16 protein-coding genes are annotated in these 20666 nt (G+C 74.5%); 8 read left to right on the plus strand and 8 right to left on the minus strand.

The features are described from left to right. The 5 genes from Q0840_RS04080 to Q0840_RS04100 all read right to left on the minus strand — a co-directional run bounded on the left by Q0840_RS04080 (position 1) and on the right by Q0840_RS04100 (position 4144). Positions 1 to 417 (minus strand): Fur family transcriptional regulator, encoded by a 417-nt coding sequence (locus Q0840_RS04080; protein WP_298456736.1) that lies wholly within the window; start codon positions 415 to 417, stop codon positions 1 to 3. Then, positions 417 to 1292: a metal ABC transporter permease gene (locus tag Q0840_RS04085; RefSeq protein ID WP_298457211.1), complete on the minus strand. Its 876-nt coding sequence runs from the start codon at positions 1290 to 1292 to the stop codon at positions 417 to 419. Before Q0840_RS04085 ends, Q0840_RS04080 begins: the two co-directional genes overlap by 1 nt. A 20-nt stretch (positions 1293 to 1312) precedes the next feature. Beyond that, positions 1313 to 2122 (minus strand): metal ABC transporter ATP-binding protein, encoded by an 810-nt coding sequence (locus Q0840_RS04090; protein ID WP_298456738.1) that lies wholly within the window; start codon positions 2120 to 2122, stop codon positions 1313 to 1315. Beyond that, positions 2119 to 3117 carry a metal ABC transporter substrate-binding protein gene (locus Q0840_RS04095; RefSeq protein WP_298456739.1) on the minus strand — a complete coding sequence of 333 codons (999 nt, stop codon included), beginning with the start codon at positions 3115 to 3117 and terminating at the stop codon, positions 2119 to 2121. The genes Q0840_RS04090 and Q0840_RS04095 overlap by 4 nt, the downstream gene beginning before the upstream one ends. Before the next feature lie 61 nt (positions 3118 to 3178). Further along, positions 3179 to 4144: a cold-shock protein gene (locus Q0840_RS04100; RefSeq protein ID WP_298456741.1), complete on the minus strand. Its 966-nt coding sequence runs from the start codon at positions 4142 to 4144 to the stop codon at positions 3179 to 3181. Between the two features lie 172 nt (positions 4145 to 4316). On the opposite strand from Q0840_RS04100, the gene Q0840_RS04105 reads away from it, so the two are divergent. Continuing rightward, positions 4317 to 5702: a glycine--tRNA ligase gene (locus tag Q0840_RS04105; RefSeq protein WP_298456743.1), complete on the plus strand. Its 1386-nt coding sequence runs from the start codon at positions 4317 to 4319 to the stop codon at positions 5700 to 5702. A 133-nt stretch (positions 5703 to 5835) separates the two neighbouring features. Here Q0840_RS04105 and Q0840_RS04110 read toward each other — a convergent pair whose 3' ends face one another. After that, a complete protein-coding gene (locus Q0840_RS04110; protein WP_298456745.1) occupies positions 5836 to 6414 on the minus strand; it encodes a GNAT family N-acetyltransferase in 579 nt (192 codons plus the stop codon). A 344-nt stretch (positions 6415 to 6758) separates the two neighbouring features. Here Q0840_RS04110 and Q0840_RS04115 point away from each other — a divergent pair, with 344 nt between their 5' ends. The 5 genes from Q0840_RS04115 to dusB are packed head-to-tail and all read left to right on the plus strand — an operon-like array spanning position 6759 to position 13907. Then, entirely contained in the window at positions 6759 to 8186 is a 1428-nt protein-coding gene (locus Q0840_RS04115; protein ID WP_298456746.1) for a cytochrome ubiquinol oxidase subunit I, read from the plus strand. Positions 8187 to 8189: 3 nt separating this feature from the next. After that, positions 8190 to 9224 carry a cytochrome d ubiquinol oxidase subunit II gene (gene cydB, locus Q0840_RS04120; protein ID WP_298456748.1) on the plus strand — a complete coding sequence of 345 codons (1035 nt, stop codon included), beginning with the start codon at positions 8190 to 8192 and terminating at the stop codon, positions 9222 to 9224. Beyond that, a complete protein-coding gene (gene cydD, locus Q0840_RS04125) occupies positions 9224 to 10927 on the plus strand; it encodes a thiol reductant ABC exporter subunit CydD (RefSeq protein WP_298456750.1) in 1704 nt (567 codons plus the stop codon). The genes cydB and cydD overlap by 1 nt, the downstream gene beginning before the upstream one ends. After that, on the plus strand, positions 10924 to 12669 hold the full coding sequence (gene cydC / locus Q0840_RS04130) for a thiol reductant ABC exporter subunit CydC (RefSeq protein WP_298456752.1): 1746 nt from the start codon (positions 10924 to 10926) through the stop codon (positions 12667 to 12669). The genes cydD and cydC overlap by 4 nt, the downstream gene beginning before the upstream one ends. Before the next feature lie 35 nt (positions 12670 to 12704). Continuing rightward, positions 12705 to 13907, plus strand: coding sequence for a tRNA dihydrouridine synthase DusB (gene dusB, locus Q0840_RS04135; protein ID WP_298456755.1), 1203 nt, complete (start codon positions 12705 to 12707; stop codon positions 13905 to 13907). Positions 13908 to 13979: 72 nt separating this feature from the next. On the opposite strand, the gene Q0840_RS04140 is transcribed toward dusB, so the two are convergent. Beyond that, positions 13980 to 15710: a glycoside hydrolase family 13 protein gene (locus Q0840_RS04140; RefSeq protein WP_298457214.1), complete on the minus strand. Its 1731-nt coding sequence runs from the start codon at positions 15708 to 15710 to the stop codon at positions 13980 to 13982. 228 nt (positions 15711 to 15938) lie between these two features. Here Q0840_RS04140 and Q0840_RS04145 point away from each other — a divergent pair, with 228 nt between their 5' ends. Together Q0840_RS04145 and dnaG are read left to right on the plus strand one after the other, a co-directional pair. Continuing rightward, on the plus strand, positions 15939 to 17237 hold the full coding sequence (locus Q0840_RS04145; protein WP_298456757.1) for a deoxyguanosinetriphosphate triphosphohydrolase: 1299 nt from the start codon (positions 15939 to 15941) through the stop codon (positions 17235 to 17237). 449 nt (positions 17238 to 17686) lie between these two features. After that, entirely contained in the window at positions 17687 to 19741 is a 2055-nt protein-coding gene (gene dnaG / locus Q0840_RS04150; protein WP_298456759.1) for a DNA primase, read from the plus strand. Positions 19742 to 19790: 49 nt separating this feature from the next. Here the strand turns inward: dnaG and Q0840_RS04155 are convergent, their stop codons facing one another. Next, entirely contained in the window at positions 19791 to 20630 is an 840-nt protein-coding gene (locus Q0840_RS04155; RefSeq protein ID WP_298456760.1) for an HpcH/HpaI aldolase/citrate lyase family protein, read from the minus strand. Positions 20631 to 20666: the final 36 nt, after the last annotated feature.

The following is a 20666-nucleotide window of genomic DNA, read 5'->3' on the forward strand; positions in this document are numbered from 1 at the left end:
TCAGGGCGCGGTGCTGTCGGTGCCCGCGGCGTCGGCGCGCCGGCAGTCCCCGCAGGTGCCGAACAGCTCGATCGTGTGCTCGACGTCGGCGTACCCCTGGGCCGCGCTCACCCGGGCCGCCCACTCCTCGACGTCGGGTCCGTCGATCTCCACGGTGCGCCCGCAGCTGCGGCACACGAGATGGTGGTGGTGCTCGCGCCGCGCGCAGCGCCGGTAGACGGTCTCGCCGTCGGCGGTGCGCAGCACGTCCACCTCGCCGCCGTCGGCGAGCCCCTGCAGCGTGCGGTAGACCGTGGCCAGGCCGATGCCGTCACCGGCCGCACGCAGGCGCTCGTGCAGCTGCTGGGCGGACCGGAAGTCCGCGGCGTCGTCGAGCACCTGCGCGACGGCGGCGCGCTGCCGCGTCATGCGTGCCATCAGGCGACGACCCGGACGTCGTCGGGCAGGTGCGGGTGCGGGTCGTGCGGCCGGCTGCGTCGCAGCAGCGGTCGCAGCGCCGCCACCAGGGCGTAGACGCCGATCGCCAGCACGACGATGGTCGCGCCGGGCGACATGTCCTGCCAGTAGGTCACCGACAGCCCCGCCAGGCACACCGTCACCCCGACCACCATCGCCAGGCTCATCGTGCGTCGGAACGAGGAGGACACGAGCTGGGCGACCGCGACCGGCACGATCATCAGCGCGCTGACCAGCAGCAGGCCGACGACCCGCATCGCGACGGTCACGGTCAGGGCCGCGATGACGGCGATCGCGATGTTGAGCGCCCGCACCGGCAGCCCGGCCGCCCGGGCGAACTCCTCGTCGTGGCACACGGCGAACAGCGCGCTGCGCAGGCCGACCCCGACCACGAGGACGACCGACGCGAGGACCACTGTCAGCCACAGGTCGGCGCCGGACACGGTCGAGATGGAGCCGAACAGGTAGGCCATGAGGTTGGCGTTCGTGCCGCCGGCCAGGGAGATGAGCAGCACGCCGCCGGCGATGCCGCCGTAGAACAGCAGCGCGAGCGCGACGTCCCCGCTGGTGCGGCCCCGCTCGCGGACGAGCTCGATCGCGATCGCGCCGATCACGGCCGCGACCACCGCGCCGGGCACGGCGAGCGCTCCCTCGACGAGCCCCGTCGCGTTGCCGACCAGCCAGCCGAGGGCGACGCCGGTCAGGGCCACGTGGCCGATGCCGTCGCCGAGCAGGCTGAGCTTGCGCTGCACGAGGTAGGTGCCCATCACCGGGGCCGCGAGGCCCACGAGCAGCGCCGCGACCAGCGCGCGCTGCATCAGGGGGTCGGTCAGCATGCCCACCAGCTCGTCGAGGATCACGGCTCCCACCTCAGTCCGGTCGTCGGCGGGGTCATCGCCGGGTCGTCGTCGTGCGGGTGCACGTGGTCGTGCTCGTCCCCGCCGTGCTCGTGCGTGGGGCGCGGCGGGGCGCCGTCGTGCACGACGGCGCCGTGGCGCAGCACCACGGCGCGACGTACCAACGGCGCGAGGGCGCCGAGCTCGTGGAGCACGACCAGGACCGTCGTGCCGCGGTCGGCGAGCCCGGCGAGCGTGGTGGCGAACGCCTGCTGGCTGGGCAGGTCGACGCCGGCGACCGGCTCGTCGAGCACCAGCAGGTCGGGCTCGCGCACGAGCGCCCGGGCGATCAGCACGCGCTGCTGCTGACCACCGGACAGCTCGCGCACCGGTCGGTCGGCGTGGTGGTCCAGGCCGAGCGAGTCGAGCGCGTCGTGGACGCGCCGGTGGGCGTCCCGCGGTGGGCGCAGGCGGCGTCCGTGCAGCAGGCCGGAGGCGACCACCTCGGCCGCGGTCGCCGGGACCCCGGTGGCGGCGCTCGTGCGCTGCGGCACGTAGCCGATGCGGTCCCAGGCGACGGCGCGACCGAGGGGTGTCCCGAGCAGCGTGACGGTGCCCGAGTCGACCGGCACCGCCCCCACCAGGGCCCGGACCAGCGTCGACTTGCCCGACCCGTTGGCGCCGAGCAGGGCGACGATCTCGCCCTCGGCGACCTCGAGGTCGACGCCGCGCAGGATGGTGCTGCCGCCGAGCACGACGCGCACGTCGTGGGCGGCGACGGCGGGGGTGCGCTCGGCCGCGGTGGCGGCCTGTGTGGTCGCGGCCGTCATGCGCAGCCCAGCCCGGCCCGCAGCGCGGCCAGGTTCTGCTCCATCACGGCGGCGTAGTCCGCGGCCTCGTCGGTCTGGCTCTCCAGGGGGTCCAGCACGGCCGTCCCGACGCCCAGGTCGGCGGCCAGCGTCTGGGCGACCTTGGGGTTGACGAGCGTCTCGGTGTAGATGGTCGTGACCCCCTCGTGGCGGACGACGTCGCCGATGTCGCGCAGGCGGGCGGGGGACGGCTCGGCCTCGGGGTCCAGTCCCGACATGCCGACCTGCTCCAGGTCGTAGGCCAGACCGAGATACCCGAACGCCTCGTGCGACGTGACGACGACCCGGCGCTCGCAGTCGGCGAGCCCGTCCGTGAAGGCCTCGTCGAGCGCGGTCAGGTCGGCGACGAGCCGGCCGGCGTTGGCGGTGTACGCGTCGGCGTTGTCGGGGTCGATCTCGGCGAGGGCGTCGGCGACGGGCCCGGCGACGGCGGCCAGGCGCTGCGGGTCGAGCCAGAAGTGCGGGTCCAGCGTGCCGTGGTCGTGACCGCCGTCCGCGGAGTGCTCGTCGCTGTGCTCGTCGCTGTGCTCGTCGCTGTGCTCGTCCGCGTGCTCGTCCGCGTGCTCGTCCGCCGCGGGCTCGTCCCCGGCGCCGACCAGGTCGGCGAGGTCGGCGGCGTCGACCAGGTGGGCTGGGCGGCGGGCGTCCACCGCCTCGTCGACGGCGCCCTGGAAGCCGGAGAGGTACAGCACGAGGTCGGTGTCGCTGACGCCGCGGACCTGGCTGGGGGACAGCTCGACGTCGTGCGGCTCGGCCCCGGGCGGCGTCAGGGAGGAGACGGTGACGAGGTCGCCGCCCACCTGCTCCGCGACGTACTGCAGCGGGTAGAAGGACGCCAGGACCTCGACGGAGCCGTCGTCCGGCGCGGTCCCGGAGCCGTCAGCCGGTGCGCAGCCCGCCAGGACGAGGCCACCCAGGGCGAGGACGGGCAGGACACGGGCGGGGCTGCGCGGCATGGGCCCCATGCTGCGCCAGAATGAGAATCATTGTCAATTCGGGCGCCCGGGGCAGGGTGGATCACCCCCGCCGGGCCTGCAGCCGCTCGACGGCGTCGGCCTGCGCTCCCCGGTCGCTCTGGCGCACCCGGTACCGGACCCGGTCGCCCTCCTGCAGCGCCTCGCCGCCCCGCACCACCGAGACGTGCACGAACAGGTCCGCGCCGCCGTCGTCGGGCGTGATGAAGCCGAAGCCGCGGTCGGCGTCGTAGCGCGCGACCACGCCCTGGCCACCGCGCGCCGGCCCGCCGCGCACGGGCCCGCGGGACGACGTCGGGGGCGCCGACCGGCCGCGCGGCGGTGCGGCGGGCGTGTGCCGGGCCGCGGGCCCGCGCGCGAGCCGGACGTCGCGGGCCTGCGGCCCCTTCTCGCCCGCGGCGACGTCGTAGGTGACCCGATCGCCCTCGGCGAGCTCCGTCAGCCCACCGGCCAGCGACCGGACGTGGACGAAGACGTCCGCACCGCCGGACTCCGGGGTGACGAACCCGAAGCCCTTGGCCGGGTCGTACCAGGACACGGTGCCGTCCGCCCCGTCGGCCGCCCCGGTGTGCCGACCCGCGTCGGCGCCCAGCGGGAGCAGGTGGTCGGCCTGCGGTCCCTTCTCCCCGTCGACGACCAGGAACGCCACCCGTTGGCCGTCCCGGATCACCCCGCCTCCCACGATCGCCGAGCTGTGCACGAAGATCTCGGCGCCGCCGCCGTCGGGGGTCACGAATCCGTACCCCTTGGCCGGCTCGTACCAGCTCACGGTGCCGAGCACGCCCAGGGGTGCGTCGGCGGCCTCGTCGCCCGTGACCCGGACCCGGCGTGCCTGCGGGCCGCGGTCGCCCTCGCCGAGGTCGAACTCGACGACCTGGCCCTCACGGAGCAGTCTCGCCCCGTCGTCGACGATCTCGGACGCGTGCACGAACAGGTCCTCGGCGTCGTCGACGGCGAGGAAGCCGAACCCCCGTTCTGCGTCGAACCAGCGGACGATCCCCTGAGGCACGGTCGGACTCCCTGTGGATGCTCGGTCGGGTGTGCCCCCAGTGTCCCGCAGGTCGGCCCCCGCGCCGAACCGGGGCCCGCGCCGTCAGCGGCCGGCGACCGGCCGGTAGCCTCCAGGGGTCCGCCCCCGTCAGCCAGGCCGGGGCCCAGCTCTCGCGAAGGTAGATCTCCCTGTGGCTGCACCGTCCCGTCTCGACTCCGTCATCTCCCTGGCCAAGCGCCGCGGCTTCGTGTTCCCCGCCGGGGAGATCTACGGCGGCACCCGGTCCGCGTGGGACTACGGGCCCCTGGGTGTGGAGCTGAAGGAGAACATCAAGAAGCAGTGGTGGCGCACGATGGTCACCAGCCGCGACGACATCGTCGGGCTGGACTCCTCGGTGATCCTCCCGCGCCAGGTCTGGGTCGCCTCGGGCCACGTCGGTGTCTTCACCGACCCGCTGACCGAGTGCCTCTCGTGCCACAAGCGGTTCCGCGAGGACCACATGCTCGAGGAGTACGAGGAGAAGAAGGGCCGCGCGCCGGAGAACGGTCTCGCGGACATCGCCTGCCCCAACTGCGGCACCCGCGGCCAGTGGACCGAGCCGCGCGACTTCAACATGATGCTCAAGACGTACCTCGGTCCGGTCGAGGACGAGTCCGGCCTGCACTACCTGCGCCCGGAGACCGCCCAGGGCATCTTCGTGAACTTCGCCAACGTCGTGACCACGTCGCGCAAGAAGCCGCCGTTCGGCATCGGCCAGATCGGCAAGTCGTTCCGGAACGAGATCACCCCCGGGAACTTCATCTTCCGCACGCGTGAGTTCGAGCAGATGGAGATGGAGTTCTTCGTCGAGCCGGGCACCGACGAGACGTGGCACCAGTACTGGATCGACACCCGGACCGACTGGTACACCGACCTGGGCATCTCCCGGGACAACCTGCGCCACTACGAGCACCCCACCGAGAAGCTGTCGCACTACTCCAAGCGCACGGTGGACATCGAGTACCGCTTCGGGTTCACCGGCAGCGAGTGGGGCGAGCTCGAGGGCATCGCGAACCGCACCGACTTCGACCTGACGACGCACTCCGAGCACTCGGGCCAGGACCTGTCCTACTTCGACCAGGCGAAGAACGAGCGCTGGGTCCCGTACGTCATCGAGCCGGCCGCCGGCCTGACCCGGTCCCTGATGGCGTTCCTGGTCGAGGCGTACACCGAGGACGAGGCGCCCAACACCAAGGGCGGCGTCGACACCCGCACGGTGCTCAAGCTCGACCCGCGCCTGGCGCCGGTGAAGGCGGCGGTGCTGCCCCTGTCCCGCAACGAGCAGCTCTCGCCCAAGGCGCGGGACCTGGCCGCGGAGCTCCGCAGGAGCTGGAACGTCGACTTCGACGACGCGGGCGCGATCGGCCGTCGGTACCGCCGCCAGGACGAGATCGGCACGCCGTTCTGCCTCACGGTCGACTTCGACACGCTCGACGACCAGGCCGTCACGATCCGCCACCGCGACGACATGTCGCAGGAGCGGGTGGCGCTGGACCAGGTCGTGTCCTACCTGGCGCCTCGGCTCGCCGGGGCCTGAGCCGCCGACCGCCGGGGCGTCGTCGGCGCGTGGTCGACGACGCCCCCGGGTGGGCACGAGGCCGCGGCCCGGGTTCAGCGGCGGGCGCGGTCCGACAGGACGGGGCCGCCCACGGCGCCGACCGTGGGCGGCGTCACGGCAGCGCGCGCCGCATGACGACCCGGGGGAAGCCGCCGGAGACCGCGTCGGTGTCGCAGGCGTAGGTGAAGCCGGCGCGCTCGAACATCGCGCGCGTCCCGACGTAGGCCATCGTCAGGTCGACCCTGCGGTCGCCGTTGTCCACGGGGTAGCCCTCGACGGCCGGTGCGCCGTGGGACCCCGCGTACGCGACGCAGCCCTCGATCAGGGCGTGCGCGACGCCGCGTCCCCGGTGGCCCGGGCGCACCCGGACGCACCAGGCCGACCACACCGGCAGGTCGTCGACGTGCGGGATCCGCACCGACCGGGCGAAGGGCAGCTCCGACCGGGGGGCGACGGCCGCCCAGCCGACGACCTCGCCGCCGTCGTAGGCGAGCACGCCGGGTGCGACGTCCCGGCGGCACAGCTGCCGGACGTACTCGCCCCGCGCGGGCCCGACGAGGTCCCGGTTCGTCCGGGAGTCGAGCCGGTGGCTCAGGCACCAGCACACCGACGACGACGGGTTCCTCGGCCCGAGCATGGTCGCCACGTCGTCGAACCGGTCCGCTGTGGCCGGCAGGACCTCGATGCCCATGGCCGCACGCTACTCGCCGGCACCCACGGCGACGACGGTCCGCAGCACCCCGGCCGCCCGCCTGCTGGGCGCTGGAGGGGCTCAGGACCAGCTCAGGACCAGACCACCCCGGTGCACTGCGGCTGCTCGTCGTCGCCGCTCACGGTGTCGTCGTCCGTCAGGTCGACCCGCCCGTACAGCCGGTCCGGCTCAGACCGGGTGGGGTCGGCCGGCGGCGACCGGACGGGACACGGCCCCGGCGCGCGTTCGCCGCATCGATGCCACCATGGCCACCGAGGGGCACGCCCCCGACATCGACTGGTCGCGTCCAGCGGGACGTGATCCCGGCAGATCGGGCTCAGCGCATGGACGTGGTCGACCTCTCCCGGTTCCAGTTCGCCTCGACGAGCATCTTCCACTTCTTCTTCGTCTCGCTGACGGTCGGGCTGGCCTTCGTCATCGCGATCATGGAGACGTTCGCGTACGCCCGGCGCACCCGGGGCGACGACGTCTACGGGCGGATGACCAACTTCTTCGGTCACCTCTTCCTCATCAACTTCGCGGTCGGCGTGGTGACCGGCATCGTCCAGGAGTTCCAGTTCGGCATGAACTGGAGCGAGTACTCGCGCTTCGTGGGCAACATCTTCGGGGTGCCGCTGGCGCTCGAGGTGCTCATGGCGTTCTTCCTGGAGAGCACGTTCATCGCGCTGTGGTGGTTCGGCAAGGACCGGCTCAAGCCCTGGATGCGGCTCGGCAGCATCTGGCTGGTCGCGATCGGCACGCAGATCAGCGCCTTCTGGATCGTGCTGGCCAACGCCTGGATGCACCATCCCGTCGGCTACGAGGTCGTGGGCGACCGTGCCGTGCTCACCGACTTCAGCGCCGTCGTCTTCAACTACAAGGCGCTGCTCTACTTCGCGCACGTGCAGGGCAGCGCGTGGACGGTGGCCGGGTTCTTCGTCCTGGGCATCTCCGCCTACCACCTGCTGCGCCGGCGCGGTGTCGACGTCTTCTCCCGGTCGCTGCGCATCGCGCTGGTCGTCGCCGCGGTCGGCACCGTCTTCTCGGCGACCAGCGGTCACCGCGAGGCGCAGGTCGCGCGGATCGACCAGCCCATGAAGTTCGCCGCGATGGAGGCGCAGTGGGAGACGTCGGACTCCCCGGCACCCTGGTCGATGGTGGCGGTGATCGACGAGGGCGAGCAGCGCAACCCGTTCTCGGTGGAGATCCCCTACGTCGGCTCGATCCTCGCCTACAACAGCCTCGAGGGCCGCTACGAAGGGCTCGTCCCGCTCAACGAGGAGTACCAGGAGCTGTACGGCGAGGGGGACTACATACCCCCCGTGACGCCGATCTACTGGTCCTTCCGCATCATGGTGGGGATCGGTTCGCTGCTGCTGCTGGCCGCCTTCGGCGGGCTGTTCCTGTGGTGGCGACGACGGGAGCGGCTGGACCGCACGCGGTGGTACCTGCGGGCGCTCGTGCTGCTCATCCCGCTGCCGTGGATCGCCAACTTCGCGGGCTGGATCGTCACGGAGATGGGACGCCAGCCGTTCATGGTCTACGGGCTGCTGACGGTCCAGGAGGGCGTCAGCGCCAACAGCGTGCCCGAGGTGCTGACCGGCCTGATCGGCCTGTGGGTCGTCTACCTGGCGCTCATCGGTCTCGACATCTTCCTGCTGACGGTGACGGCCCGCGCCGGCGTCGACCACAAGCCCGAGAAGCAGATCATGGCCGCGCCCGCGCCGAACTACGGCGGCGAGGGCTTCCAGGACTACGACCGGAAGGCCTGAGACATGGACCTCGTGGTGCTGTGGTTCTGGCTGATCGCCCTGACGTTCACGCTGTACTTCTTCCTCGAGGGGTTCGACTTCGGGGTCGACATCCTGCGTCCCTTCCTCGCCCGCAACGAGGCGGAGGAACGCGCGCTCACCGGGACGATCGGGCCGTTCTGGGACGGCAACGAGGTCTGGGTCATCGCCGCCGCGGGCCTGATGTTCTCCACGTTCCCGGTCTGGTACGGCGCGGTGTTCAGCGGCATGTACCCGGTGTTCGTGGTCATCCTGCTGTGCCTGCTACTGCGCGGCGTCGCGTTCGAGTACCGCAACCAGGTCGACCAGCAGCGCTGGCGCGACCTGTGGGACTGGATGTCGTTCGGCGGCAGCGCGATCCCGTCGTTCCTGTGGGGACTGGTCATGGCCAAGCTCATCGAGGGACTGCCCCTGAACAGCGAGGCCCGCGTCGAGGCGGGGATCGGTGTGCTGTTCACGCCGTTCTCGGTGGCGGGCGGTGTGGCGTCGTTGCTGGCCTTCACCCTGCACGGAGCCAACTTCCTGCTCCTGCGGCTGCATGTGGACACCCCGCTGTACGCGCGCGCCCGGCGGGCCGCCCTGGTGTGGGGAGCCTTCGCGACGGTCGCGATCCTCACGTTCGTCGTCATGGGGTACGTCACCGAGGGCCTGTTCACGAGCTTCGGGCTGCTGCCGTGGGTCTTCCCGTTGGCCGCCTTCCTCACCCTGATCTCGATCTGGTTCGCGCTGTCCCGCCGGCGCGACACCCTGGCGTTCGTCATGAGCGGCCTGACCATCGTCTTCTCGACGGTCACGATCTTCATCGCGCTGTTCACCCGGGACGTCGTGCTGCCGTCCACGCTCGACGCCGCGTTCGACCTGACGCTCGCGGAGTCGGCGAGCCAGCACTACACCCTCGTCCTGATGACCTGGGTCGGCGGCATCTTCCTGCCGCTGATCATCGGCTACCAGGTGTGGAACTACTACGTGTTCCGCGAGCGCGTGCGCCCCGACGAGGGCGCCCTGGCGCACGGCTACTGATGGCGGCGTCCGCCACGGGGCGGCTGCTGGCCGAGCCCGCGGCCCGCCGTCTGCTGCGCGGGTGCGCCGCGCTCGCGGCCGCCGCGACCGTGCTGGTCGTGGTCCAGTGGGCCGGTGTGGCCGCGGCGGTGGTGGCGATCGCCGCGGGCGGAGCCGCACCCGCCGACGTGGTCGTGCCGCTGGCGGTCGCGCTCGCGGCGTGGTGGTGCCGTGCCGAGGTCGTGGCGCGTCGTGACGCGTGGGCCGCGCGGACGTCGTCCACCCTGCGCGGGGACCTGCGCCGTCGGCTCGTCGGGGGACTGCTGGGCCTCGTTCCGGGGGTCGCCGCCCGGTCGCGAGCCGGTGAGCTCGTCACGACGGCCACGCAGGGGGTCGGCATGCTCGACCCGCTGATCGCCCGCTGGGTGCCGGCGTCGGCGGCGGCCGGGGCGGGCGCCCCGCTGGTCGCCCTGGTGGTGCTGGTGATCGACCCGGTCAGCGGCGCCGTCCTGGTGCTGACCGGGCCGCTCATCGTGGTCCTCATGTGGCTGATCGGGACCCGCACGACGGACGCAGCCCACGCACGGTGGGAGACGCTCGGGCGCCTGGGAGCGCTGCTGGTGGACACCGTGCGGGTGCTGCCGACCCTGGTCGCCTACCGCCGCGCCCGAGCGGCCGCCGCGTGGCTGGGCGACGTGAGCGAGGCCTACCGCGTCACCACCATGCGGGTCCTGCGGACCGCGTTCCTGTCCGGCTTCGTGCTGGAGTTCGGGGCCACCCTGTCCACCGCGCTGGTCGCCGTGACCGTCGGGGTGCGCCTGTTCGAGGGGCACCTGGAGTTCGGGCGCGCCCTGCTCGTCCTGCTGCTGACGCCGGAGTTCTACGCGCCGCTGCGTGCGCTCGGCGCCGAGCACCACGCCCGCCTCGAGGGCGCCCCGGCCGCGACGCGGGTGTACGAGCTGCTCGACACGACCGCGCGCAGCTCCGGCACGGGCGCGGTGCCGACCGGCGTGCCGGACGTCGTGCTGCGAGGGGTCGTCCTGCGGGCCGACGGTCGCACCCTGCTGTCCGGGGTGGACCTGCACCTGCCGCCCGGCTCGCGCACCGCCCTGGTCGGGCCCAGCGGCGCGGGCAAGACCAGCGTGGCCCGGGTCCTGCTGGGCTTCGCCGTGCCCGACGCCGGGGAGGTCCTGGTCGACGGCGTCCCGCTGCACCTGCTGCAGCAGGACGCCTGGCGCTCGCGGATCGCCTACGTGCCCGAGCGGCCCTGGCTCTCGGCAGGCAGTGTGGCGGACAACGTCCGGCTCGGTCGTCCCGACGCGAGCGACGACGACGTCGCCGAGGCCCTGCGGCGTGCCGGCGCCAGCGAGCTCGTCTCACGCCTGCCGCAGGGGGTCGACACCCTGCTGGGCGAGGACGCCGCACGCCTGTCCGGCGGTGAGCGGCTGCGCATCGCGCTGGCCCGCGCCTTCGTCAAGGACGCCGCCGTCGTCGTCCTGGACGAGCCGACGTCGCAGCTGGACGCGGCCACCGAGGCCGCCGTCCTGACCGCGGTGGCGGAGATCGCCCGGGGACGGACCCTGCTGACGATCACGCACCGCCCGGGCCCCGTCGCGCTGCACGACCGGGTCGTCCGGCTCGCGGGCGGGCAGGTCCTCGCGGACGACGCCGCGGCGGACCCGGCACCGGCGGCGTCCCCGGCCGGGTCGGGGGTGCCGCGGTGACGGCGCCGGGGGACGGGGTGCTGGGGGACGGGGCGCTGGAGGACGGGGCGCTGGCGGACCGGGTGCTGCGGGACGGGGTGCTGCCGGACGGGGCAGGGAGCGCCACCGGGGCCACCCGGGCGGTGCTGCGGATGGTCGACCGCCGGCGGGTGACGCTGACCGTCCTGCTCGGGACCGGCACCGTCTTGAGCGGCACGGCCCTGCTCGCGGTGTCGGGGGCGCTGATCACCCGGGCCGCCCAGCGTCCCGAGGACCTGTTCGTGCTGCTGCCGCTCATCACGAGCGTGCGCCTGTTCGGGATCTCACGCGCCGCCCTGCGGTACGCCGAGCGGCTGGTCGGCCACGACGTCACGCTCCGGCTGGTCACCTCGGTGCGGGCCCGCCTGCTGCGCACGCTGATCCCGCTGGCCCCGGCCGCGCTGACCGGCGCCCGCAGCGGCGAGTTGCTCGCCCGCATCCGGGCCGACGTCGACGAGCTCCAGGGCGCCGTCGTGCGCCTGCTCGTGCCGGCGGTCGTCGCGGTACTGGCCGGCGGGCTCGCCGTGGTGGCCGTCGCCCTGGTCTCGCCGCCGCTGGCCGCCGTCCACGCGTCGCTGCTCCTCGTGCTGGGCGTCGCGGTGCCGGCGTGGGCCCGTCGGCGGACCCGGCACACCGCGACCGCCGTCGCCCGGGCGGACGAGGCGTTCGGGGCGGACCTGCTCGACCTGGTGCGGGGCCGCGCGGACCATCTGTCCGGCGACGGGGGGCGCACGGCGGTCCGGATGCTCGAGGGTCACCTCACCGCCCAGGCGACGGCCGAGCACGCGCAGGCGGCGACCACCCGAACCGCGGTGCTGCTGCGCGAGCTGCTGCCCGGCGCCGGCGTCGTGGCGGCGCTCGTGCTGGTCGGGTCCCAGGTGGCCGACGGGCGCACGCACCCGGCCCTGCTGGCCGCCGCCGCCCTGGCCGTCCTCGCCTCCTTCGAGGCGGTCGGCGGGCTCGGTGCCGCCTGGGCGACCGCGGAGAGCGTCCGCTCCGCCGCCCGACGGGTGCAGGGTCTGCAGGCGGTGCGCCCCGCGGTCACCGAGCCGGCGGACCCCGACCCCGTGCCGTCCGGGTCGGGTCTGCGGTTCGATCGCGTCACCCTCTGGTACCCCGGCGGGACGCGTCCGGCGGTGGACGGCGTCGACCTGACTGTCGCGGCGGGGGAGAAGGTCGCCCTGCACGGCCCCAGCGGCGCCGGCAAGAGCACGCTGCTGGCGCTGGCCATGCGCAGCCGGGACCCCGACGACGGCCGGGTCACCCTGGGCGGCGTGGACCTGCGGCGCCTGCCGCTCGACGACGTGCGCGGCCGGTTCGCGTGGGCGCCCCAGTCCCCCCAGATCCTGGGCGGCACGCTCGCCGGCAATCTGCGGCTGGCCGGCGACGACGTGACCGAGCGCGCCATGGCCGCGACGCTGGTCGACGTCGGGCTCGGGGACGTGCTCGCCGCCGTGCGCCTGGACGGGTGGATCGGCGAGTCCGGGGACCGGCTCTCCGCGGGCGAGCGCTCGCGCCTCGGCCTGGCCCGCGCCCTGCTCAGCGAGGCGCCGGTCCTGCTCGTGGACGAGCCCACGGCTCACCTGGACCCGGCGCTCGCGGAGCACGTGATCGCGCTGCTGGCCGACCAGCAGCGCACGGTGCTGCTGGTCACCCACGACCCCGGGCTGCTCGACGAGCGCTGGCGCCTGGTCGGCATCGGCGTGCCCGCCGCCGACGGCTGACCGGCCGGACGACGCCGCTGGGGGACAATGGCGGCGTGACTGATGCTCCCTCCGCCACGACCGACGCACCGGCACCCGCGCGCGCTGCGGCGACCGTGCTGCCGCCGCTGCGCATCGGACCGCTGACCATCGACACCCCGGTGGTCCTGGCGCCGATGGCCGGCGTCACCAACGCCGCCTTCCGCCGGCTGTGCCGGGAGAGCGGCGCGGGGCTGTACGTCGCGGAGATGGTGACGTCCCGCGCGCTGGTCGAGCGCGGCGAGGAGTCGATGCGGATCATCTCCCACGAGCCGGACGAGCGGCCCCGCTCGGTCCAGGTGTACGGCGTCGACCCCGCGACCGTGGGGGCCGCGGTCCGGCTGATCGCCTCGGAGGACCGGGCCGACCACGTCGACCTCAACTTCGGCTGCCCGGTGCCCAAGGTGACTCGCAAGGGTGGGGGAGCGGTGCTGCCCTGGAAGCGGGACCTGTTCGCGTCGATCGTGCGGGCCGCGGTCGACGCCGCCTCGCCCTACGGCGTGCCGGTCACCGTCAAGATGCGCAAGGGCATCGACGCCGACCACCTCACCTACCTGGAGGCCGGCCGGGTCGCGCAGGACGTCGGCGTCGCCGCGGTCGCCCTGCACGCGCGCACCGCCGCCGACTACTACTCGGGCACCGCCGACTGGGAGGCGATCGCGCGCCTGAAGGAGGCGGTGACCGACATCCCGGTGCTCGGCAACGGCGACATCTGGTCCGCCGAGGACGCCCTGGCGATGGTCGCGCAGACGGGGTGCGACGGCGTCGTCGTCGGCCGCGGCTGCCAGGGACGTCCGTGGCTGTTCGCCGACCTGGCCGCCGCGTTCGCCGGCTCCGACGAGCGCGTGACGCCGGGCCTGCGCGAGGTGGCGGGCGTGGTCCGCCGGCACGCCGAGCTGATGGTCGAGCACTTCGGCGAGGAGAACAAGGCCATGCGGGAGATGCGCAAGCACATGGCCTGGTACTTCAAGGGGTACGTCGTCGGCGGGACGCTGCGCGCCCAGCTCGGGCTCGTCTCCACGCTCGCCGAACTCGACGACCGGCTCGCCCAGCTCGACCTGGACCAGCCCTACCCGGGTGCCGCCGCCGAGGGGCAGCGTGGCCGGGCCGGGTCGCCGAAGCGACCGTCGCTGCCCGAGGGCTGGCTGGACTCCCGCGACCTCAGCGAGGACTTCCGCCGGGCGCTGGAGGAGGCCGAGCTGAGCGTCTCGGGCGGCTGAGCGGGTCGGACCGGACGGAAGGCCGCCCCCCACCGGCAGGTGGAGGGCGGCCGCCGCTGTCGGGCCGTCCGGTCAGGCCGTCCGTGCCCAGACGGTGACGTCGGTCGGGACGAGCACCGTCTCGCCGTCGGCGTCCACCGCGGCGCTGGCCACCAGGACCTGCACGCCGGCGGGCAGCCGGACCGGGGTGTCGCCGAGGTTGGTCACGACCAGCACGTCGCGGTTGACCAGTGCGACCACCTGGGACGGGTCGGCGCCCTCCAGGCCGTCGACCCACGCCAGGGAGCCGGTGCCCAGGTCGAGCTCGCGCCGCACCCGCAGCGCCGTCCGGTAGGTCTCCAGGGTGGAGCCGGGCACGCCGTCCTGGGCGTCGGCCGCGTAGGCGGCCCACGACGCGGGCTGCGGCAGCCAGGTGGCGCCGGTCGGGGAGAAGCCGAACCCCGGCCTCTGCGCCGCCCACGGCAGCGGCACCCGGCAGCCGTCGCGGCCGCGCTCGGCGTGGCCCGAGCGGAACCAGGCCGGGTCCTGGCGCAGGTCGTCGTCGAGCGCGGTGTGCTCGGGCAGCCCGAGCTCCTCGCCCTGGTACAGGTACGCCGACCCCGGCAGGCCGAGGGTCAGCAGGGTCGCGGCCCGGCCGCGTCGCAGGCCGAGCGCCTCGTCGGGCTGCTCGTCGTCGTGGCCGATGCCCTTGGGCCGCGAGCCGGCGTCGGCCAGGCCGAGCCGGCTCGTGTGCCGCACGACGTCGTGGTTGGACAGCACCCACGTCGTGGGCGCCCCCACGCCGTCGCTGGCCTCGAGCGACGCGGTCACCACGCGGCGCAGCGCGGCGGCGTCCCACCGGGTGGTGAGGTAGGAGAAGTTGAACGCCTGGTGCATCTCGTCCGGGCGGACGTAGCGGGCCAGGCGGGTGAGCGGCTCGACCCACGCCTCGGCGACCAGCGCCCGGTCGCCGTCGTACGTGGCGAGCACCCGGTTCCAGGCGCGGTAGATCTCGTGCACGCCCTCCTGGTCGAACATCGGGCCACGGTTGCCCGCGCCGGTCGAGGCGCCGGCGCCGTCCTGGTCGGCGACCGCGTCGGCATCGCCGTGGTCGCCGGGTGCCTCCTCGGTGCCCTCGACCATCGCCACCGTGCCGTCCCAGTCCGGCAGGCCCTGCTCCTTGACCATCCCGTGCGCGACGTCGATCCGGAACCCGTCGACGCCCTTGTCGAGCCAGAACCGCAGCACCGCCTCGAACTCCGAGCGCACCTCGGGGTGCTCCCAGTTGAGGTCCGGCTGGCGGGTGTCGAACAGGTGCAGGTACCACTGACCGTCCTCGACGCGGGTCCAGGCCGGCCCGCCGAACACCGACGTCCAGTTGTTGGGCGGCAGGGAGCCGTCCTCGCCGGCGCCCTCGCGGAACATGTAGCGCTCACGCTCGGCGCTGCCCGGCCCGGCGGCCATCGCGGCCCGGAACCAGGCGTGCTCGTCGGAGGTGTGGTTGGGGACGAGGTCGACGATCACGCGCAGCCCCAGCCCGTGGGCGCGCTCGAGCAGCGCGTCGAAGTCCGCGAGCGTGCCGAACAGCGGGTCGACGTCGCGGTAGTCGGCGACGTCGTAGCCGGCGTCGGCCTGCGGCGACGTGTAGAACGGCGACAGCCACACCGCGTCGACCCCGAGCGCCGCCAGGTGGTCGAGCCGGGCCGTGATGCCGGGCAGGTCCCCGATGCCGTCGCCGGACGCGTCGGCGAAGGAGCGCGGGTAGATCTGGTATATGACGGCGTGCCGCCACCACTCGGCACCGGGGGCGCCGGCCGCGTGCACCGGCGTGGTGCTCGTCGCGGTGAGGTCGGGCGTCGTCACAAGGGCGTCAGAGGTCACGTGAGGTCCTGCCGTGTGGTGGTGGGCGCGGGTGGTCCGCCTGCGGTCGCCCTCGTCCGGTGCCGTGCCGGGGGGCCGCCGTCCAGGGTACGGGTGGCGCGGCGGGCTGCGCAGCGCCACCTGCCCGTGGTGCCCAGCGCACCCTGCGCGGCGGTGGTTAGGGTTGCGGGCGTGTCCACGCCGAGCCCCGACCACCGCGCGGGGGTCCCGGTCGAGCTCGCGTACACCGCCGCGGACCGCGCCCGCTGGGTCACCGAGCAGCCCAAGTCGCGAGCGCGCACACCCTTCGAGCGCGACCGGGCCCGCCTCGTGCACTCCTCAGCCCTGCGACGGCTCGGGGCCAAGACCCAGGTCCTCGGCCCGGGCAGCGACGACTTCGTGCGCACCCGGCTGACCCACACGCTCGAGGTCGCCCAGGTCGGCCGGGAGATCGGCAAGGCGCTGGGCTGCGACCCCGACGTCGTCGACACCGCGTGCCTCGCGCACGACCTCGGGCACCCGCCCTTCGGTCACAACGGCGAGCGCGCGCTCGCCGAGGTCAGCGCTCATATCGGGGGGTTCGAGGGCAACGCGCAGACGCTGCGCCTGCTGACCCGGCTGGAGCCGAAGGTCGTGGACCCGTCCGGACGCGCGGTGGGTCTCAACCTCACCCGGGCGAGCCTGGACGCGTCGGTGAAGTACCCGTGGGCGGCGGGCAAGGGCCCGGCCGACGTCGGCGGGCGCGGGACGCACAAGTTCGGCGTCTACGGCGACGACGTCGAGGTCTTCAGCTGGCTGCGCGACGGCGCACCGCCCGGGGCCAAGTGCCTGGAGGCGCAGGTGATGGACCTCGCCGACGACATCTCCTACTCGGTGCACGACGTGGAGGACGCCGTCGTCGGCGGGCGGCTGGACCTCGCGGTGCTCACCCGACCCGACGAGCGGTCCCGCGTCGTGGCCTCCGTGCACGGCTGGTACGGGTACACGGCCACCACCGAGGAGCTGCTCGCCGCGATGGACCGGCTCGTCGAGGCGCGGCTGTGGGGGGCCGGCTTCGACGGCTCCCGGGGCGCGCTCGCGGTGCTCAAGGACGCCACCAGCCAGCTCATCGGCCGGTTCGCCGGTGCCGCGCAGGCCGCGACCCGCGAGCGGTACGGGGACGGGCCGCTGACCCGGTACGCCGCCTCCCTGGTGGTGCCGCCCGAGACGGTCGCGGAGATCCTGGTCCTCAAGGGTCTGGCGGTGACCTACGTCATGGCGCCGCGCGAGCAGGAGCCGCTGTACGGACGGCAGCGCGAGGTCCTGATCGACCTCGTCCGGGTGATCGGCGACCGCGGGCCGGCCGCGCTCGAGCCGCCGTTCGCCGCCGACTGGGCCGCGGCCGCCGACGACGCCGCCCGGCTGCGCGTCGTCGTGGACCAGGTCGCCTCGCTGACCGACGTCAGCGCCGTGGGCTGGCACGCCCGGCTGGTGCACCCCCCGCGGCACTGACCCCGGCCGTCGGTGCGCCCCCGCGCGCGACCCCCGAGCGGTCGAGTGCACCGTTGTGGACCGTTCGCGTGCCGTGAGCGGTCCGGAACGTCGCACTGGGCTGTGCTGGCGCGTCGAGTGCGACGTTGCGAGCCGTTCGCGTGTCGTGAGTGGTCCGGAACGTCGCACTGGGCTGTGCTGGCGGGTCGAGTGCGACGTTGCGAGCCGTTCGCGCGTCGTGAGGGGTCCGGAACGTCGCACTGGGCTGTGCTGGCGCGTCGAGTGCGACGTTGCGAGCCGTTCGCGCGTCGTGAGGGGTCCGGAACGTCGCACTGGGCTGTGCTGGCGGGTCGAGTGCGACGTTGCGAGCCGTTCGCGCGTCGTGAGGGGTCCGGAACGTCGCACTGGGCCGGTGGGGGATGGGTGGAGTGGCGTGGGGGCGTGGGTGGCGAGACCTAGACTCTGCGACCGTGGCAGGGCTGATCCGGCGGGAGGACGTGGACGCGGTCCGCGAGCGTGCCCGGATCGAGGACGTCGTCGGTGAGCACGTCACGCTGAAGTCCGCGGGTGTCGGCTCCATGAAGGGGCTGTGCCCGTTCCACGACGAGCGGTCGCCGTCCTTCCACGTGCGACCGCAGGTCGGCCGGTGGCACTGCTTCGGCTGCGGCGAGGGCGGCGACGTCATCTCGTTCGTGCAGCGGATCGACGGCCTCGCGTTCGCCGAGTCGGTCGAGTACCTCGCCGCGCGGGTCGGCATCCAGCTGCGCTACGAGGAGGGCAGCGGCGTCCGCAGCGGTCCCGACGTCGGGACCCGGCGACGGCTGATCGAGGCGCACGCCGCCGCGGCGCAGTTCTACGCGGAGCAGCTGACCACGCCCGCGGCCGCCGCGGGTCGCGGCTTCCTGGCCGAGCGCGGGTTCGACCGCTCCCACGCCGAGCACTTCGGGGTCGGGTTCGCACCTCAGGGCTGGGACTCGCTGCTGCGCCACCTGCGCGGTCGCGGGTTCACCGAGGCCGAGCTGGTCGCGTCCGGCCTGATGAGCCAGGGCAACCGCGGCGTCTACGACCGGTTCCGCGGTCGGCTGGTGTGGCCGATCCGCGAGGTGACCGGCGACGTCGTGGGCTTCGGGGCGCGCAAGCTGTTCGAGGACGACGGCGGGCCGAAGTACCTCAACACCCCCGAGACCGCGCTCTACAAGAAGTCCCAGGTGCTGTACGGGCTCGACCTCGCCAAGCGGGAGATCGCCAAGGCCCGTCAGGTCGTGGTCGTCGAGGGCTACACCGACGTCATGGCCGCGCACCTGTCCGGCGTGCCCACGGCGGTGGCGACCTGCGGCACCGCGTTCGGGTCCGAGCACGCCCGGGTGGTGCGTCGGCTGCTGGGGGACTCCGCCGGGGCGGGGGGCGTGCAGCTCGCCTCGGGCACGTCGGTGGGCGGCGAGATCATCTTCACCTTCGACGGCGACGCCGCCGGGCAGAAGGCCGCGATGCGGGCGTTCGGGGAGGACCAGTCGTTCTCCGCGCAGACGTTCGTCGCCGTCGAGCCCAGCGGGATGGACCCGTGCGACCTGCGCCAGCGCAAGGGTCCCGACGCGGTGCGGGCGCTGGTCGCGAGCCGGCAGCCGCTGTTCGAGTTCGTCATCAGGACCACGCTCGCCGCGCACGACCTCGAGACCGCCGAGGGGCGGGTCGGGGCGCTGCGCGCGGCGGCGCCCGTGGTCGCCGGCATCCGTGACGCCGCGCTGCGCCCGGAGTACGCGCGCATGCTCGCCGGCTGGCTCGGCATGGACGCGGCGTCCGTCCGGGACGAGGTGGCCGCCGCGGGCCGGACGGGGGACCGGGCGCCCGGTGGCCCCGGTGGCCCCGCCGGCGCCGGCCGGCGTCAGCCGGGCCAGGACGGCGCCCGCCGTGGCCGGCCGGACGACGTCGCACGCCAGGCCGGCCCGCCCGGGCACGGGGGCGGACGCGGCGGGCCCGACGACGCCGGCCGGCGACCGGGTGCCCCGGCACGCGCCCCGGCGTCGCTGCCGTCCCCCGACCGGCGCGACCCGGTCGCGAACCTCGAGCGGCAGGCGCTCGAGGTGGCCCTGCAGCAGCCGCTGCTGGTGCCCGAGGACTTCGACCTGCTCGCCCCGGACGCGTTCGCGGTGCCCGCGTTCCGCGCCGTGCACGAGGCGATCCGTGCGGCCGGCGGGATGGCGGCCGCCCGGCAGGTCGCGAGCGGCCCGACGGCCGCCGCGGCCTGGGTCGAGCAGGTCAGCGAGGAGGCCGGCGCCGCCGTCGTGCCGCTGATCACCGAGCTCGCCGTGATGCCGCTGCCGGAGGACCGCCCGGCCGCCGTCGAGACGTACGTGCGCGGGGTCGTCGCCGCGCTGATCGACATGGGCGTGACCCGGGAGATCGCCGCTGCCCGCGGCCGGCTGCAGCGGATGGACGCCGACCGGGAGCCCGACGCCTACACGGCCGCGTTCGCCGAGCTCATCGCGTTGGAGGGTCGGCGGCGAGCGCTGCGCGGGCAGGTCTGACGGCGCTCACCCGCCCGGCGCACCCGGGCGCGGGGCCCGCGCCCGGCGTCTAGCCGTCGCCGCGCGCGTCGCGGACCAGGTCCGCGCCGGCGGACGCCAGCAGGCCCGCGTCGGTCACGGTCGCGATCCACGAGAACCCGTGCTCGCGCAGGGCCCGGGCGGCTTCGAGGGTCCCGGCGTAGGCGCCGGCGTGCACGCCGGCCGCCCGGCACGCCCGGATCACGCGGGCCAGCGGTCCGTCGGGGGAGCGGTCGGCGAGCAGGCTCGCGTGGTCGGTGCCCAGTGCGATCGACAGGTCGAAGGGGCCGACGAACACCATGTCGACGCCAGGGGTGCCGGCGATCGCCTCGACGCGGTCCAGTGCGGACGGTGTCTCGACCATGACCGCGCACATCACCTCGCGGTTCGCGTCCTCGGTGCCGGGCACGTCGAGGCCCCACACGGCGCCCCACCCGCCCCAGCTGCGGCCGCCGGCCGGTGGGTACCGGCACGCGCGGGCGGCCGCTGCGGCCTCGTGCTCGTCCTGGACGAGTGGCACCAGCACACCGGTCGCGCCCGCGTCGAGTGCGCGCCCGATCCAGGCGGAGTCGAGCGCCGGCACCCGGACCAGGACCGGCGACGTGCGCCCGGGGCGCCCCGGGCCGGCCAGGACGGCGAGGGACTCCACCACCGCCCGGTCGTCGTACAGGCCGTGCTGGGCGTCCAGCAGCAACCAGTCGGCCCCCAGCCCGGCCAGGACCGACGCGGCGGCCGGCGTGCCGAGCGTCGACCACGCACCGATCGCGACCCCGGCCGCCGGTCCCGGTGCGGCCGGGTCGGGTGCGCCCGGGCCGGGTGCGGTCCCGTCCGGTGCGGCGGCGTCAGGGGCAGGGCGATCGGCGTCGGTCATGGTCCGATCCGAGCACATGCCCCGGCCTTCGTCGAG

It is taken from the genome of uncultured Cellulomonas sp., assembly GCF_947494015.1.
GTDB lineage: Bacteria > Actinomycetota > Actinomycetes > Actinomycetales > Cellulomonadaceae > Pengzhenrongella.